Annotated in this window: 14 protein-coding genes; 11 read left to right on the forward strand and 3 right to left on the reverse strand. The window is 73.7% G+C overall.

What is annotated here, in order from left to right:
- Positions 1-101: 101 nt before the first annotated feature.
- A complete protein-coding gene (locus ACFQBR_RS25425; protein WP_267949125.1) occupies positions 102-1,115 on the forward strand; it encodes a ferrochelatase in 1,014 nt (337 codons plus the stop codon).
- A 351-nt stretch (positions 1,116-1,466) separates the two neighbouring features.
- Positions 1,467-3,503, forward strand: a complete 2,037-nt coding sequence (locus tag ACFQBR_RS25430) for a S9 family peptidase (RefSeq protein WP_344184996.1) — start codon at positions 1,467-1,469, stop codon at positions 3,501-3,503.
- A 207-nt stretch (positions 3,504-3,710) separates the two neighbouring features.
- On the opposite strand, the gene ACFQBR_RS25435 is transcribed toward ACFQBR_RS25430, so the two are convergent.
- Complete coding sequence (locus tag ACFQBR_RS25435) at positions 3,711-3,893, reverse strand: DUF397 domain-containing protein (protein WP_267949127.1); 183 nt, start codon at positions 3,891-3,893, stop codon at positions 3,711-3,713.
- Between the two features lie 586 nt (positions 3,894-4,479).
- On the opposite strand from ACFQBR_RS25435, the gene ACFQBR_RS25440 reads away from it, so the two are divergent.
- Positions 4,480-5,292: an inositol monophosphatase family protein gene (locus ACFQBR_RS25440; RefSeq protein WP_344184995.1), complete on the forward strand. Its 813-nt coding sequence runs from the start codon at positions 4,480-4,482 to the stop codon at positions 5,290-5,292.
- A gap of 75 nt (positions 5,293-5,367) precedes the next feature.
- On the opposite strand, the gene ACFQBR_RS25445 is transcribed toward ACFQBR_RS25440, so the two are convergent.
- A complete protein-coding gene (locus ACFQBR_RS25445; protein ID WP_267949129.1) occupies positions 5,368-5,532 on the reverse strand; it encodes a hypothetical protein in 165 nt (54 codons plus the stop codon).
- A gap of 687 nt (positions 5,533-6,219) precedes the next feature.
- Between ACFQBR_RS25445 and ACFQBR_RS25450 the strand changes: the two genes are divergently transcribed.
- From ACFQBR_RS25450 to ACFQBR_RS25460, 3 genes are all read left to right on the forward strand, one after another.
- Positions 6,220-6,873: a response regulator transcription factor gene (locus tag ACFQBR_RS25450; protein ID WP_267949130.1), complete on the forward strand. Its 654-nt coding sequence runs from the start codon at positions 6,220-6,222 to the stop codon at positions 6,871-6,873.
- Complete coding sequence (locus ACFQBR_RS25455) at positions 6,870-8,120, forward strand: sensor histidine kinase (RefSeq protein WP_344184994.1); 1,251 nt, start codon at positions 6,870-6,872, stop codon at positions 8,118-8,120. Before ACFQBR_RS25450 ends, ACFQBR_RS25455 begins: the two co-directional genes overlap by 4 nt.
- Positions 8,121-8,675: 555 nt before the next feature.
- Positions 8,676-8,972, forward strand: coding sequence for a DUF4193 domain-containing protein (locus tag ACFQBR_RS25460; protein ID WP_087100666.1), 297 nt, complete (start codon positions 8,676-8,678; stop codon positions 8,970-8,972).
- A gap of 235 nt (positions 8,973-9,207) precedes the next feature.
- Here ACFQBR_RS25460 and ACFQBR_RS25465 read toward each other — a convergent pair whose 3' ends face one another.
- Positions 9,208-9,486 (reverse strand): DUF4235 domain-containing protein, encoded by a 279-nt coding sequence (locus ACFQBR_RS25465; RefSeq protein ID WP_267949132.1) that lies wholly within the window; start codon positions 9,484-9,486, stop codon positions 9,208-9,210.
- Positions 9,487-9,674: 188 nt separating this feature from the next.
- Here ACFQBR_RS25465 and valS point away from each other — a divergent pair, with 188 nt between their 5' ends.
- From valS to ACFQBR_RS25490, 5 genes are all read left to right on the forward strand, one after another.
- Positions 9,675-12,251, forward strand: a complete 2,577-nt coding sequence (valS, locus tag ACFQBR_RS25470; RefSeq protein ID WP_344184992.1) for a valine--tRNA ligase — start codon at positions 9,675-9,677, stop codon at positions 12,249-12,251.
- 166 nt (positions 12,252-12,417) lie between these two features.
- Entirely contained in the window at positions 12,418-12,894 is a 477-nt protein-coding gene (gene dut, locus ACFQBR_RS25475; protein WP_267949134.1) for a dUTP diphosphatase, read from the forward strand.
- Between the two features lie 57 nt (positions 12,895-12,951).
- Positions 12,952-13,809: a DUF3710 domain-containing protein gene (locus tag ACFQBR_RS25480; protein WP_344184991.1), complete on the forward strand. Its 858-nt coding sequence runs from the start codon at positions 12,952-12,954 to the stop codon at positions 13,807-13,809.
- A 54-nt stretch (positions 13,810-13,863) separates the two neighbouring features.
- Positions 13,864-14,604, forward strand: a complete 741-nt coding sequence (locus ACFQBR_RS25485) for a PIG-L deacetylase family protein (protein ID WP_344184990.1) — start codon at positions 13,864-13,866, stop codon at positions 14,602-14,604.
- Positions 14,605-15,002: 398 nt separating this feature from the next.
- Positions 15,003-15,797 (forward strand): alpha/beta hydrolase, encoded by a 795-nt coding sequence (locus tag ACFQBR_RS25490; protein ID WP_344183935.1) that lies wholly within the window; start codon positions 15,003-15,005, stop codon positions 15,795-15,797.
- Positions 15,798-15,917: the final 120 nt, after the last annotated feature.

Genomic DNA, 15,917 nt, shown 5'->3' on the forward strand with positions numbered 1-15,917 from the left:
GCCGGGTGCTCCGCCCGCCGGGGGAGGGGAGGCCAAGACCACAGGGCGCTGATCCGGGGGGTCGCGCGAGGAGGTCCCGGAGAGCTGGTTTCATAAGGTCCATGAGGCCTTACGACGCGTTTCTGCTGATCTCCTTCGGTGGCCCGGAGGGCGAGGACGAGGTCATCCCCTTCCTGGAGAACGTCACCCGCGGACGCAACATCCCCCGCGAGCGGCTGGCCGAGGTCGGAGAGCACTACTTCCTGTTCGGGGGCGTGAGCCCGATCAACCAGCAGTGCCGGGACCTGATCGCCGCGATCACCGACGACTTCTCCGCCAACGGGATCGACCTGCCCGTCTACTGGGGCAACCGGTTCTGGGCGCCGATGCTCACCGACACCCTCGCCGCGATGCGCGACGACGGCGTGCGCCGGGTGCTGGCCCTGCCCACCTCCGCGTACTGCAACTGGTCGAGCCGCACGGCCTACGAGGAGGACATCGCCCGCGCCCGCGCCGCACTGGGGGAGGACGCCCCCGAGGTCGACCTGATCCGTCCCTTCTACGACCACCCCGGGTTCGTCGAGCCGCTGGTGGAGCACACCCTCGCGTCCCTGGACGCCCTCCCCGAGGACCAGCGCCGGGGCGCCCGCCTGCTCTTCTCCGCGCACTCCATCCCCATGGCGATGGCGCAGGAGAGCGGAGGTCCGGGGCAGGGGTTCGGCCCCGCGGGCGCCTACGGGGCGCAGCTCGCCGAGGTGGCCCGCCTGGTGGTGGACCGCCTCGACCGCGAGTACCCGTTCGAGGTCGTCTACCAGAGCCGCAGCGGCCCGCCGAGCCAGCCCTGGCTGGAGCCGGACGTCAACGACCGCATGGAGGAGCTCGCCGCCGAGGGCGTGCCCGCCGTGGTCGTCGTCCCGCACGGGTTCGTCTCCGACCACATGGAGGTCAAGTTCGACCTCGACGTCGAGGCGCGCGAGACCGCGCAGAAGCTGGGCATCGGCTACGAGCGCGCGCTCAGCCCGGGCACGCACCCCGCGTTCGTCTCCATGGTGACCGACCTGGTCCGCGAGTACACCGGCGGGAAGGAACCCCGGAAGCTGGGCGCCCTCCCGCGCTGCGCCGGCTGCGACTGCTGAACTGCTCCGCGCCGGGACGGGGCGGAGCGCCGGGCCTCCGCCCCCGGACGGCCCGCGGGGCCGGGCCCCGGCCCGCCCCGCGACGGACCTGCCGCGCGTCGGCCCCGGGCCCCGGTCGCCGGCCCCGGCCGCGGCCGGGCGGCCCCCTCGCGGACCCGCCCCCGACGCGGTCCGGAGCGGGGTCCGCCGCGCGGTCGCGCCGGACGGGGGAGCGCGGCCGGGGGCGCGCCGGTAGGTTGGGTAAACGCTGCTGACACCGCCCCTCTCCCGAGTCGACGGCGCCAGTGGCCGCCCAGGACCCGCCCGATAGGGTCTCACCGGATCACGAGTCGACGTTCAGGAGTATGTGTCTTGGTTCGTTCCTGGTATGAGCTGCCGGAGTACGTCCGACTTCGCCGCGTCAACGGCCTGCGCCTCTCGCCGGACGGAACCCGTCTGGTCGCACCCGTCAGCGGCATCGCCCCCGACGCCAAGTCCTTCCGCAGCGCACTGTGGGAGATCGACGTCAACCCCGAGGCCGAGGGCGGGAGCGCTCCCCGACGCCTCACCCGCTCCGCCAAGGGCGAGAGCGGCGTCGGCTTCCTGCCCGACGGCTCGGTGCTCTTCACCACCGGCAGACCCGACCCCGAGGCCGGGCCCGAGGACAAGGCGGCCTCCGCCCTGTGGCTCCTGCCCGCCGGGGGCGGCGAGGCCCGCCAGGTCGCCTCCCGGCCCGGCGGCGTCGGCTCCTTCACCGTCGCCCGCGACTCAGGCCTGGTCGCCTTCACCTCCGACGTCCTCCCGCGCAGCGAGGACGAGGAGGGGGACAGGGAGGCCCGCAAGGCCCGCGAGGAGGCCGGCGTCAGCGCCATCCTGCACGAGGCGCTCCCCGTCCGCCACTGGGACAGCGACGTCGGCCCCGACCACCCCCGCTACTTCGTCGCCGAGCCGCCGGCCGACGACGACGCCCGGCTCGGCGAGCCCCGCGACCTCACCCCGGACGCGGGCATGGCGCTCCTGGGCGCGGGCGGCTCCCTCACGCCCGACGGCGCGGTCCTCGTCACCGAGTGGCGGGTCCCCGCCGCCGGGGGCGCCCACCGCACCGAGGTCGTCGCCGTCGACACCGCCACCGGCGAGCGGCGCACGATCGCCACCGACCCCGAGTTCGACTTCGGCCGCCCGCAGGTCTCCCCGGACGGGCGCAGCGTCCTCCTCGTCCGCAGCCACGAGGGCGAGTACGACGGCGAGCCGCGCGACGAGACCGCGTGGCTGGTCGACCTGGAGACCGGCGAGGGCCGCGACCTGCTCCCCGCACACGAGATGTGGCCGCGCGAGCTCGCCTGGTCCGCCGACTCCGGCGCCGTGTTCGTCGTCGCCGACGAGAACGGCCGCCGCCCGGTCTTCCGCGTCGACACGGCCACCGGATCGCTCACCCGGATCACCGGCGACCACGGCGCCTACAGCGGCCTCAACCCCTCCCCCGACGGCCGGTACGTGTACGCGCTGCGCGACGCCTGGGACGCCCCGCCGGCCCCCGTGCGCCTGTCCTCGGACACCGAGGACGGGGAGCCCGCGTACCTGCGCACGCCCGGCTCCGCGCTGACGATGCCCGGCACCCTGACCGAGGTCGAGGCCACGGCGGACGACGGCACCCGGATCCGGTCCTGGCTCGTCCTGCCGGAGGAGGCGTCCGCGGAGTCGCCCGCACCGCTCATGCTGTGGGTGCACGGCGGCCCGTACATGAGCTTCAACGGCTGGTCCTGGCGCTGGAACCCGTGGCTGCTCGCCGCCCGCGGCTACGCGGTCCTGCTGCCCGACCCGGCGCTGTCCACCGGCTACGGGCAGCACATGCTCCGCCGGGCCTGGGGCAAGTGGGGACCGCGCACGTACGCCGACGTCATGTCCGCCACGGACGCCGCAGTGGCCCGCGAGGACATCGACGCCGAGCGCACGGCCATGATGGGCGGCTCCTTCGGCGGCTACATGGCCAACTGGATCGCCGGGCACACCGACAGGTTCAAGGCGATCGTCTCGCACGCCTCCCTCTGGGGCCTGGACGGCTTCAACGGCACCACCGACTACCCGCCGGTGTGGGAGCGGGAGTTCGGCACCCCGCTGGCGCGGCCGGAGCGCTACACCCTGAACTCGCCGCACCTGCACGCGGCGGACATCCGCACGCCGATGCTCGTCATCCACGGCGACAAGGACTACCGGGTGCCCATCTCCGAGGGGCTGCGCCTGTGGCGCGACCTGCTGCTGCACGAGGTGGACGCCAAGTTCCTGTACTTCCCGGACGAGAACCACTGGATCCTCACGCCGGGGAACGCCCAGATCTGGTACAAGACCGTCTTCGCCTTCCTCGACCACCACGTCCACGGCAAGGAGTGGGCCAGGCCCGACCTGCTGTAGGCGGGTCCTCCCCGCCCCTGCCGGTCCTCCTCCCGCCGCGCCCCCGCGCCCCTGGGGCACGGCCGGGCCGGACGCCGAACCCGGCGCGCGGGAGGCCGCCCGTCGGCCGGGGAGCCCTCCGCGGCGCGGTGGGGGCGGGGCCGCTGCCCCGCGTCCCACCGCACCGCTCCGCCCCCGGGAACCCTCCGGGGGCGGAGCGGGAGGCCGTCAGACGACCGTCGCGAGGAGCGCGGCCCACTCGCGGTTGGGGAACTCCAGGTACCCCCTGTCCCGGTTCCGTGTGTCGCGTACGGCCGCGGTCGCGCCCTCGGACACCTCGACGCAGTTCGTGGCGCCCTGGCTGTGACCGGCCTTGTGCCATGTCCGCGGGGTCTGCTGCTGGTGATGCATGAGGCTGCCTCTTTCTCCTCGGAGTGTCCAGAGGTCCGGAGGAAGGGCGCCCGCGGACTTCCGGAGGGTCGGTCCACACCGCCGGACGGGTCCGGAGCGGTTCCGGACGCCCGCCGTGCGGCGAGGGGGCGCGGACCGGGGCCCGCGCCGGCTTCTCGCCGTGCGTCCGTGACCGTTCACGGCCCGCTCGCGGTGCGCCCGGGAGGGCGGTGCCGGGACCGGGCACCGGATGGGTTCCTCCCGCGTTCGTTCTCACGCCTCCCCGGAACGGACAGTGCCCGATCCGGGCGGGGTGATGCGCTCCGAGGACGGAACGCGGCCGGGCGCGCCGCACGGTACGCGGTACCGGGCGCTCCGCGCCGGCCGCCGGCCCCCGGGGAAGGGCCGTCCCCCCGGGGCCCCGCCGCAGCGGTCCCGCCGATCCGAGCCGCCGCCCCGGCCGACGGGCATAGGGTGCGGTTGCGGGGCCTTCAGGGGCGTCGGTAGCGCTCCCGGCCCCGCGCACCAGCATGCGTACCGGGCACCCGGCGGCCCCGCGTCCGGGCGGGGCCGGCACGGGGCCATGCCACGACGGGGAGAACCACCAGTGAGTACCACCCACGCCGCACCCGACCGCGAGAGCCTGCGCGACCTCGCCGTGAGAGTGGCGGCGGAGGCGGGCGACCTCGCCGCCGGGGGCCAGGCGGGCATCACCGTGCTCGACACCAAGTCCAGCCCCACCGACGTCGTCACCAGGATGGACCGCGCCACCGAGGACCTCATCCGGGCGCGCCTGCTCGCCGCCCGCCCGGACGACGCCGTCCTGGGGGAGGAGGGCGGCGGCGAGGAGGGCACCAGCGGGGTGCGCTGGATCGTCGACCCCATCGACGGCACCGTCAACTACCTGTACGGAAGCCCCGACTGGGGCGTGGCCGTGGCCGCCGAGGTCGACGGCGTGGTGGTCGCCTCCGCGGTCAACGTGCCCGCGCGGGGGGAGATGTTCGAGGCGGTCCTGGGCGGCGGCTCCCGCCGCAACGGCGAGCCCCTCCAGGCCCCGCCCGCGGTCCCCCTGGAGCTCGCGCTGGTCGCCACCGGTTTCGGCTACTTCGCCGAGCGGCGTATCCAGCAGGCGAAGGTCCTCCTGGAGGTCGTCCCGCACATCCGCGACATCCGGCGCGGAGGCTCGGCCGCGGTGGACCTGACCGGCCTCGCCACCGGTCGCTGCAACGCCTACTACGAGCGCGGGCTCCACGCCTGGGACTGGTCCGCGCCGGGCCTGGTGGCCAGCGAGGCGGGGATCCGCGTGGGCGGCCCGGGGGGCGGGCCGCCCGGCAACGACCTCGTCATCGCCGGGCGCCCGGAGCTCTACGACGCCCTCGACGCGCTCCTGGCGCCGCTGGGCGCCGACACCGACGGCTGACCCCGGGCACGCGAAGGGCGCGGTGGGAGCTCCTCGTCCCACCGCGCCGCGACGCCGTCATCCGCCCCGGGCGTCCTAGGCGCGGGTGTCGAGGCCGTTGCGGGCCGCGATGCGGTGCAGGTCCTCCAGTTCCGACGCATGCGTGTCGGCGAGGAAGTCGTCTCCGGCGGCCTGCGCGGCCTTGAAGGAACTGTTGGTCTCGTTGATGCGAACCGTGATCTCCGCGAGGAACTCGCCCATTGCACCTCTTCCAGGGGTAGGCACCGGGGCACGCTGGTGCGCCGGTGCGGATCCGTTCGCGCACGCCGGGGGGCGTCCGCACGATCGAAGTGGTCACGACCCTGTGACACGCGTACGCGTCGCGGTCCGGCCCTCGGGCCGGTGTCCGCGCGCATCCCTTACGTGTACCGCACTGTGATCCAGGTCAAACCCCCGCCCCCCGCACGTGATCCTTCCGTGACCCGTCCCCGGGCGGGGGCGTGCTGCCGGGACGGGTGGGGGCCCGGCCGAGGGGGACGCGGAGCCGGCACTGCCCGGTGTCCGCCCGGCCCCCGGTCAAGTCCGGATCAAGGGTGTCCCACGACACATTTCCCTCCGGGGTCTTGTGCTTACTCGTTCCTTATTCTTCATCTGACACATTCGAGATGTGCGGGGTTGGGTCGCTGCCGACGGTTGGGGGATTCGTCGGCGGCGGCTCCCCGTGCGCCAAGGGGAGTTGTGAAGCTCCCGGCCCAGCGCCCGTGGTCACACGGGGGTGAGGTGGGCGGCCGGTTCGCGAAACCGCCGCGACGGGTTTACCGTCTCCTTACCCCGGCTGTGAAAGAACGGATGACGCGGCCGGGACCAAGAACGCCGCTGCCGGTGTGTTGGGGGATGCGCCGGCAGCGGCCCCTTTTCTTCCAGGTACCAACGCTTCAGAGGAACAACGTGCGCGTACTCGTGGTCGAAGACGAACGAGTCCTGGCCGACGCCGTCGCGGTCGGGCTGCGCCGCGAGGCCATGGCCGTCGACGTGGTCTACGACGGCGACACCGCCCTGGAGCACACGGCCGTCAACGACTACGACGTGGTCGTCCTGGACCGGGACCTCCCGGGCACCCACGGGGACGACGTCGCCCGCACCCTGGTCAACGAGAGCTACAACGGCCGCATCCTGATGCTCACCGCCTCCGGCGGCGTCCAGGACAAGGTCGAGGGCCTCACCATCGGGGCCGACGACTACCTGGCCAAGCCCTTCGCCTTCGCGGAGCTCATCGCCCGCGTGCGCGCGCTCAGCCGCCGCTCCGCGCCGCCGCTCCCGCCGGTCCTGGAGCGCCACGGCATCACCCTCGACCCGGCCAACCACCGCGTGTACCGCGACGACCGGGAGATCCCCCTCACGCCCAAGGAGTTCGCCGTCCTCCAGGTGCTCATGCGCGCCCAGGGGACCGTGGTCAGCGCCGAGGGGCTGCTGGAGAAGGCCTGGGACGAGAACGCCGACCCCTTCACGAACGTCGTCCGCGTCACCGTCATGACGCTGCGCAAGAAGCTCGGCGACCCGCCCGTCATCCAGACAGTGCCCGGTGCGGGGTACCGGTTGTGAGACCGGGGGAGCGTCCCGAGCCCGGGCAGGTGGAACCCACCGGCCCCGGCGACACCGGGACGTGGCGCCGACTGCACTCCACCTCTCCCCGGGGCGGGGCCGCGGAGCGCTCCACGGCCTCCGAGCGGGTCCACCACTTCACCGACAACATCAGCCTTCGCGCGCGGCTCACCCTCATCTACGGGATGCTGTTCTTCGCCGCGGGCTCCGTGCTCGTCCTGGTCAACTACCTGGTCGTGGCGGTCCTGCTCAACGCGCTCCTGGCGGAGGAGTCCGCCTCGGAGCTGCTCGCCCACAGCTACCTCATCGAGGAGGTCCTCACCCACGTCACGCGGTTCTCACTGCTGGCGCTGTTCCTGGTGGGGCTCCTCGCGGTGGCCCTGGGATACGCGGTGGCGGGGCGGGCCCTGTCGCCGCTGCAGAAGATCACCCGCATCGCGCGCCGGCTGTCGGAGCGGTCCCTGCACGAGCGGATCGCCCTGTCCGGTCCCGACGACGAGATCCGCGAGCTGGCGGACACCTTCGACGGGATGCTGGAGCGCCTGGACCGGGCCTTCGACGGGCAGCGGCGCTTCGTCGCCAACGCCTCCCACGAGCTGCGCACGCCCCTGGCGATCAACCGCACCCTCCTGGAGGTGGCGCTCAGCGCGCCGGACGTCTCGTCCGACCTGAAGAGCGTGGGGCAGACCCTCCTGGAGACCAACGCCCGCCACGAACGGCTCATCGACGGCCTGCTCTTCCTCGCCAAGAGCGACAGGGAGCTGGAGGTCCGGGCCAGGGTCGACCTCGGAGAGGTCGCCGGGACGGTGCTGAGCCAGCTCGACGGCGACCTGTCCGGTTCCGGCCTGTCACTGCGCCAGGACCTGCGTCCCGCCCCGGTGGTGGGCGACCCCGTCCTGCTGGAGCGGCTCGTCGGCAACCTGGTGGAGAACGCCCTCAAGTACAACGTCCCCGAGGGCGAGATCACCGTCCGCAGCGGCATGTACGAGGGGATGCCCGCCGTCCAGGTGGAGAACTCCGGCAAGGTGATCCCCGCCTACGAGATCGAGGGGCTGTTCGAGCCGTTCCGCCGGGGCTCCGGCGACCGGGTCGGCTCCAGCCGCAGCGCCGGGCTGGGCCTGTCCATCGTCCGCTCCGTGGTGCGCGCCCACGAGGGGGTGGTGACCGCCTGGCCCCGGGCGGGCGGCGGCCTGGTCGTCACCGTGTGCCTCCCCGTGTCCTCCGGGGACCCGGGCGACCGGCGCTGACCCGGGCCCGCGGTCGGCCGAACCCCCGTGGCCCGGCTCCTCCGGGCCCGCCACGGACGCCGTGCGCCGGCGCGGAGAGGCCCCCGGCGGGGCCGGGGGCCGGGACCGAGCTGCGTTCGGCCGGACTTCGTGGTATCTATACGTGTCCGAAGACACGCCCACCCGTGTCACGAGCGTCGCGCTCGGGTGGGTATGCTTCCCCGGGCGTGGACACGGAGGGAATCCCTCCTGACGTGGGCATGTCTTGGCTTTCGCCCGCCCCTGGGGGAGTGTTTTGCGCTTTGTCCGGAATGGGCGGAAGCGGATTTTCCTGGTCTACGAGGCGCTCGACGTTGGGTAGTACACAGGGAGCCGATCCTTGGCGCAGCCGCCACACATGGCCGCCATCGGTCACGATCCCGTGAAATTACTGCTCACCTGTGGACAGTGGCCCGGGAGGGGACACGGTTCACCGACATCGGGAAAACTCATCGGCAGATCCGGGCACAACGAAGGTCTCTCAAGCGTTACACCCGCGCGACGAGGCACTGAACGAGGGGGATGGAGTTAGCAGAGATGGCCACCGACTACGACAGCCCGCGCAAGACTGACGAGGACATCAACGAGGACAGCCTCCAGGAGCTGCAGGCGCGGCGCGTGGACAAGGGCACCGGCACGATCGACGTCGACCCCGACGAGGTCGCGGAGGGCATGGAACTGCCCGGTGCCGACCTGTCGGGCGAGGAACTCGCGGTGCGCGTGCTCCCGCGCCAGGCCGACGAGTTCACCTGCTCGCGCTGCTTCCTTGTGCACCACCGCAGCCAGCTCGCCGAACAGCGCGCCGGTCAGCTGGTCTGCAAGGAGTGCACCTGAGCGGACGGGACGGACGCTGAACCGCCCCGCTCCGTGCGACCTCCGGTCCGTCGGGAGCGGACCCCGCCGCGACTCGACGCGTCCCTGACCGGGGGCGCGTCGCGCGTACCGCCCGGACGTTCCCCGCCCGTCCGGACGCGAGGGGCCGGGGGGGACGACGGCGGACGGCCGACCACACACCTGGGTGGTGCGGTCGGCCGCCCGCCGCCGTCACGGGGCGCCGGGCGCCCGGGCCTCAGAGCTCCAGCTCCTTGGGGCCGGCGCCGACCAGCTTCGCCCTGGCGGCCCGTACGGCCAGCACCCGGGCCACCTCCACGCCCACGCCGGCCATCACGGCCCAGCTGAGGGCACGGCCGAGGCTGACGTCGGGGGACTCCAGGTCCGTGGGCGGTTCCTCGCCGGTCACGCGGGTCCAGGCGAAGTTCAGGGCCTTGCGCATCACGAACTCCGCCGCGATCCCGGCCGCGAACCCGGCGAGAGCGGGACCGACGTCACCGCCGTCCTTCTTAGCCATGTGAATCGTCCACCGTTTCCGTTGGGTGTACGAGGGGGCGCGACGTGCGCGCCGCCCTCCTGTGCGTACGGGGAGATCCTTTCATGCCGACCTCCCGCGGACAGGATACCCCGGGGGGGTGTTTTTGCCCCTCTGTGACGCCCGGAAACCCGGAGCGATCACGGTCGTCGGAGCACTACCATTGCCCCATGACCAACCGCTCTCATTCCTTCCGCATGCCCGACAAGCCTTCGCTGGACGGTATCGAGGCGAAGTGGGTCGACGTATGGGATGAGTCCGGCGTCTACCACTTCGACCGCACCCGCAGCCGCGAGGACGTCTACTCCATCGACACCCCGCCGCCCACGGTCTCGGGGTCGCTGCACATCGGCCACGTGTTCTCGTACACGCACACCGACACCGTCGCGCGCTTCCAGCGGATGAACGGCAAGGCCGTCTTCTACCCGATGGGCTGGGACGACAACGGCCTGCCCACCGAGCGCCGCGTCCAGAACTACTACGGCGTCCGCTGCGACCCGTCGGTCCCCTACGACCCGGAGTTCGAGCCGCCGGCCAAGCCCGACCCCAAGCGGCAGATCCCCGTCTCCCGGCGCAACTTCATCGAGCTGTGCGACACGCTCACCGCCGAGGACGAGAAGGTCTTCGAGTCCATCTGGCGCCGGCTCGGGCTGAGCGTCGACTGGCGCCACACCTACGCCACCATCGACGACAACTCGCGCGCCGCCGCCCAGCGCGCCTTCCTGCGCAACCTGGCCCGGGGCGAGGCCTACATGTCCGAGGCGCCCACCCTGTGGGACGTCACCTTCCGGACCGCCGTCGCCCAGGCCGAGCTGGAGGACCGCGAGCGCCCCAGCGCCTACCACGAGGTCGCCTTCCACAGGCCCGACGGCACAGCGGTCCACATCGAGACCACCCGCCCCGAGCTCCTGGCCGCCTGCGTCGCCCTGGTCGCCCACCCCGACGACGAGCGCTACCAGGACCTGTTCGGCACCACCGTGCGCACGCCGGTCTTCGGCGTGGAGGTCCCGGTCCGGGCGCACCGCCTCGCCGACCCCGAGAAGGGGTCCGGCATCGCGATGATCTGCACCTTCGGCGACACCACCGACGTCACCTGGTGGCGCGAGCTCCAGCTGGAGACCCGCCCCGTCATCGGCTGGGACGGCCGCTTCATCGCCGACCCGCCCCGGGGACTGGAGTCCGGCGCCGCCCGCGAGGCCTACGACGCGCTCGTCGGCGCCACCGTCCACACGGCCCGCGAGCGCACCGTCGAGATGCTCCGCGCGAGCGGCGACCTGATCGGCGAGCCCAAGCCCATCACCCACCCGGTGAAGTTCTACGAGAAGGGCGACAAGCCCCTCGAGATCGTCACCACCCGCCAGTGGTACATCCGCAACGGCGGCCGGGACGAGGACCTGCGCGAGCAGCTGATCGCGCGCGGGCGCGAACTCACCTGGCACCCCGAGCACATGCGCGCCCGCTACGAGAACTGGGTCGGCGGCCTCAACGGCGACTGGCTGGTCAGCCGCCAGCGCTTCTTCGGCGTCCCCTTCCCCGTCTGGTATCCGCTGGACGCCGACGGCAACCCGCGCTACGACGAGCCGATCCTCCCCTCGGAGGACCAGCTCCCGGTCGACCCCAGCTCCGAGGTCCCCGCGGGCTACACCGAGGACCGGCGCGGCCTTCCCGGCGGCTTCATGGGCGACCCCGACGTCATGGACACCTGGGCCACCTCCTCGCTGTCCCCCCAGATCGCCTCCGGGTGGGAACGCGACCAGGACCTGTTCGAGCGCGTCTTCCCGATGGACTACCGCCCGCAGGGCCAGGACATCATCCGCACCTGGCTGTTCGCCACGGTGGTCCGCGCCAACTTCGAGAACGGCACCCTGCCCTGGAGCACCGCCGGCATCTCCGGCTGGATCCTGGACCCGGACCGCAAGAAGATGTCCAAGTCCAAGGGCAACGTCGTCACCCCCCTGGCGCTGCTGGAGAAGTACAGCTCCGACGCGGTCCGGTACTGGGCGGCGAGCGGCCGCCTGGGCACCGACACCGCCATGGACGAGGGCCAGATGAAGGTCGGCCGACGGCTGTCCATCAAGATCCTCAACGCCAGCAAGTTCGTCATGTCCGTCGCGGGCGAGGGCGCCACGGCCGACCCCGACCAGGTCACCGAGCCGCTGGACCGCGCGATGCTGGCCGCGCTCGCCGACGTCGTGGAGGACGCCACCGCCGCGTTCGCCGCCTACGACCACACACGGGCCCTGGAGCGCACCGAGCGCTTCTTCTGGGACTTCTGCGACGACTACCTGGAGCTCGTCAAGACCCGCGCCTACGACACCTCGTCCGCCGAGGGAGCCTCCGCGCGCGCCGCGCTCCTCGTCGCGCTGGGCGCCCTGCACAAGCTGTTCGCGCCCTTCGTCCCCTTCGTCGCCGAAGAGGTCTGGAGCTGGTGGCAGGAGGGATCGGTGCACTCCCAGACGTGGCCGGACGCCGCCTCCTACCGCGCCGCGGCCGCCGACGGCGACCCGGTGGTCCTCGCCGCCACGGCCGAGGTCCTGCGCGCCATCCGCAAGGCCAAGTCCGAGGCCAAGCTGTCGATGCGCGCCGAGGTCGAGCACGTGCGGGTCTCCGGCAAGCGGGTCGGGGCCGCCCGCGCGGCCACCGGTGACATCGCCGCCGCGGGCCGCGCGGCCGGGATCGACTTCCAGGACACCGACGACACCGACCTCACCGTCGAGGTGACGCTCCCCGAGGCCGCCGGGGAGTAGGACCGCGGCCGCGGGGGCGTTCCCGGCGGCCGGGAGCACAGCCGCCAGGGCGCACGGGGCGGGACCGGGGATCCGGTCCCGCCCCGCCGTCGCGCCCGGATCCCCGGCGCGAACCGGCGGCGCCGGACACCGGGGCAGAGCCCGGAGGGCGATAGGCTCGACCGATGTGAGTACCACAGCCCCGGAAGGCGGCCGGATCCCGATCACGGTCCACCGCCTGGACCCCGGCCTCCCCCTGCCCGCGTACGCGCATCCCGGCGACGGAGGGGCCGACCTGCACACCGCGGTCGACCTCGTCCTCGCCCCCGGCGAACGCGCGACCGTTCCCACCGGCCTGGCGATCGCCCTCCCGGACGGGTACGCGGCCTTCGTGCACCCGCGCTCCGGTCTCGCTGCGCGCAGCGGCGTCACCATGGTCAACGCGCCGGGCACCATCGACGCCGGATACCGCGGTGAGATCAAGGTGATCCTGCTCAACACGGACAGGGAGACCCCCGTGAAGCTGACCCGGGGCGACCGGATCGCGCAGCTGGTCGTCCAGCGGGTGGAGCACGCGGTGTTCGTCGAGGCCGACTCCCTTCCGGAGTCGGACCGGGGGACGGGCGGTTTCGGTTCGACGGGGGGCCACGCCGCGCAGCGGTGACGGCTCCCACCAACCCCGGTGCGATCCCGGGACCAACGGAATCGGAGAGGTGAAGGCGTGTTTGGACGCCGCCGCAAGAAGCGGGACAATGAGACCGGCAGAACGGGATCGGAGGCCGGCCCCACCACGGGCGGGGCCGCCGGCGACGTCTCCTTCGGCAACGAGGTCGAGCCTGAGGCGTCCCGGGGCCAGCCCGTCAAGGACGCGGACCGCTACCGCACCACCGGTCCGTGGGACTCCACCGAGGACGCGCCCGAGGCCGGACGCATGGACCTGGGCAGCATCCGGCTGCCGATGGAGCAGGGCACCGAGATCCAGGTGAACGTCGCCCAGGACAGCGCGGGCAAGCAGAAGATCATCGGGGTGACCCTGGTACGCGGCAAGAGCGCGCTCCAGGTGCAGCCCTTCGCCGCCCCCAAGTCCTCCGGGCTGTGGGACGAGATGCGCGAGGAGCTGCGCGAGCAGGTCGTCAAGCAGGGCGGGAAGGTCGAGGACCACGAGGGCACCTTCGGCCCCGAGCTCAAGGCGCTCGTCCCCGTCAAGGGACGCACGACCGAGGACGGCAAGCAGCTCGCCCAGCGGGTGCGCTTCATCGGCGTGGACGGCCCGCGCTGGGTGCTGCGCGGCGTGATCCGCGGCGAGGGGGCCTCCAAGCCCGAGGTGATGGCGGAGATCGAACAGCTCTTCGCGGGCATCGTCGTGGTGCGCGGCGACCAGCCGGTGCCGCCGAACGAGCTGCTCCAGATCACCGTGCCCAAGCAGATCCAGGAGCAGATGGCGCAGGCGGCCAAGACGCGCGCCGCCCAGCAGACCGCCCAGCACGGCAACGCCGGGCGCTCGCCCAACGGCGCCGCGCCGAACGGTTCCGGGCCCGCCGCGCCCGGCGGCGCCCCGAGCGGTTCCGGCGACTCCTGAGCCCGGCCACGTGGAGAGGTGCCGGGGACGCCGCCCTTCCGTAGTCTGTGCCCCATGACAGAGACGACGGAGAAGAGCGCTCCCCGGCCGCTCCCCGAGGACTGGGACCGGGTCCTCGCGGTGGTCGCCCACCCCGACGACCTGGAGTTCGGCAGTTCGTCCGCGCTCGCCCGGTGGACCGGCCAGGGCAAGGACGTCGTGGAGCTCCTGGTGACCAAGGGCGAGGCGGGCATCGACGGCCTCGCCCCCGAGGAGTGCGCGCCGGTGCGCATGGCGGAGCAGCGCGCCTCCGCCGCCGCGGTGGGGGCCGCCACGGTCGAGTTCCTCGACTTCCCCGACGGCACCCTGGAGTACGGGCTGCCCCTGAGGCGGGCCCTCGCGGCGGCGATCCGGCGCCACCGTCCGGAGGCGGTCGTCTCCATCAACTTCCGCGAGCAGTTCGCGGGAGGCGGGGGCTTCAACCACGCCGACCACCGGGTCCTCGGCCCGGCCCTGCTGGACGCGGTCCGCGACGCCGCCAACCGGTGGGTGTTCCCCGACCTGGCGCAGGAGGGGCTCACCCCCTGGTCGGGGGTGCGCTTCGTGGCCTTCGGCGCGTCGCCGCGGGCCGCGCACTACGTGGAGCTGAGCGAGGCCGACCTTGCCGCCGGGGTGGCGTCCCTGGACGCGCACGCCGTCTACCTGGCAGCCCTCGACGGGTTCGACCAGAGGTCGTTCCTGCCCGAGGCCGCCGCCCGGGCCGGGTCGTGGGCGGGGGTGCCGCTGGCCACGGCCTTCGAGGTGTTCGAGGTCTAGGCGTACCGACCGCGGAGGTCGGTGACACCCACCCCGGCCTGACGCAAGCGAAGAGGGCATCCGGTACCGGTGCGGACGGCGACGTCCGCCACCGGACCGGAAGGCCCCGACGCCCCGCACCGCCCACGCCGCCCCCGCCCCCGCACCCGCCGGACGCCTCGCGCCGGCCCGCTGCGTCGTCGACCGGGGCCGCGGCCCCCGCGCCGTGCCGTCCGCGCCCCTGCGGCCGGTCCCGGTACGCGGACGCGCCGCGGGCGCCCGACCGGGGCCGACACGGCGCTCCCCGAACCGGCCCCGCCCGCGGCGCGGCGGAAGCCACCGGTAGAAAGGGCTGAGCGTGTCCGCCGGACACGCACCGCCCGGCCTCCCGGGCGCCGGACGGAAACGAGGGACCGGACATGACCGAGGACGCACGGGGCGGGCGCCGGCGGCGACGCCGCTGGTGGGGGGTGGCCGCGGGGCTCATGGTCGTGCTCCTGGCCGCCTGCGCCGCCTTCCTGGGGTGGGCCCTCACCCCGTACCGGGCCGAACCCGTGCCGCTGGCCGAGGCGGTCGAGAACCCCGCCGTCCAGGTGCGCAACACCGGGGACGCGGTGGTCGTCGCGCCGGCCCGGGACGGCACGGGCACCGGCGTCGTGTTCTACCCCGGCGCCAGGGTCGAGGCGGAGGCCTACGTCGCCTCGTGGGCCCCGGTGGTCGCCGACACGGGCGCCACCGTCGTCATCCCCCGGATGCGCCTCAACATGGCCGTGTTCGACGTGAACCGGGCCGACTCCGCGGTGTCGGCCGTCCCGGACGTGGACACCTGGTACGTGGGCGGCCACTCCCTGGGCGGGGCGATGGCCGCGTCCTACGCGGGCGGCGACCCCGCGCCCGGGGTGGAGGGGCTGATCCTGTGGGCGTCCTACGCCACCGAGTCGGCGGGGCTGGCCGACCGCGACGACCTGAGGGTCCTGGCCGTCGCGGGCGGAAGGGACGCCCTCACGAGCCCGGAGGAGTTCGAGGAGAACGTCCGCCACCTGCCCGGTTCCGCGGAAACGGTGTCGGTGGAGGGGATGAACCACGCCCAGTTCGGCTCCTACGGCCCCCAGGACGGGGACGGCGAGGCCGCGCTGTCGGACGGGCGGGCACGCGCGGAGCTGGCCGGGGTCACCGGCGCGTTCCTGGCGCCCGACGCGGCCCCGGAGGCCTGACACGGGACCGCCCGGCCCCCGGACGGCGGGCGCCGCGGGCCGGTGCTCCGCGCCGTGTCCCGCCGGCGGGCCCCGGGGAGGGCAGGCGCGATCCTCCCGGGGCCGGTCCGTCGAGCGGAC

Source organism: Nocardiopsis tropica (assembly GCF_042660575.1).
GTDB classification, from domain to species: Bacteria; Actinomycetota; Actinomycetes; order Streptosporangiales; family Streptosporangiaceae; genus Nocardiopsis; species Nocardiopsis tropica.

Excerpts from the sequence above, each read along its gene's own strand:
- ACFQBR_RS25425 (WP_267949125.1), top strand. The coding sequence starts at position 102 with ATGAGGCCTTACGACGCGTTTCTGCTGATCTCCTTCGGTGGCCCGGAG.
- ACFQBR_RS25435 (WP_267949127.1), bottom strand. The coding sequence starts at position 3,893 with ATGCATCACCAGCAGCAGACCCCGCGGACATGGCACAAGGCCGGTCAC.
- ACFQBR_RS25445 (WP_267949129.1), bottom strand. The coding sequence starts at position 5,532 with ATGGGCGAGTTCCTCGCGGAGATCACGGTTCGCATCAACGAGACCAAC.
- ACFQBR_RS25460 (WP_087100666.1), top strand. The coding sequence starts at position 8,676 with ATGGCCACCGACTACGACAGCCCGCGCAAGACTGACGAGGACATCAAC.
- ACFQBR_RS25465 (WP_267949132.1), bottom strand. The coding sequence starts at position 9,486 with ATGGCTAAGAAGGACGGCGGTGACGTCGGTCCCGCTCTCGCCGGGTTC.
- valS (WP_344184992.1), top strand. The coding sequence starts at position 9,675 with ATGACCAACCGCTCTCATTCCTTCCGCATGCCCGACAAGCCTTCGCTG.
- ACFQBR_RS25485 (WP_344184990.1), top strand. The coding sequence starts at position 13,864 with ATGACAGAGACGACGGAGAAGAGCGCTCCCCGGCCGCTCCCCGAGGAC.
- ACFQBR_RS25490 (WP_344183935.1), top strand. The coding sequence starts at position 15,003 with ATGACCGAGGACGCACGGGGCGGGCGCCGGCGGCGACGCCGCTGGTGG.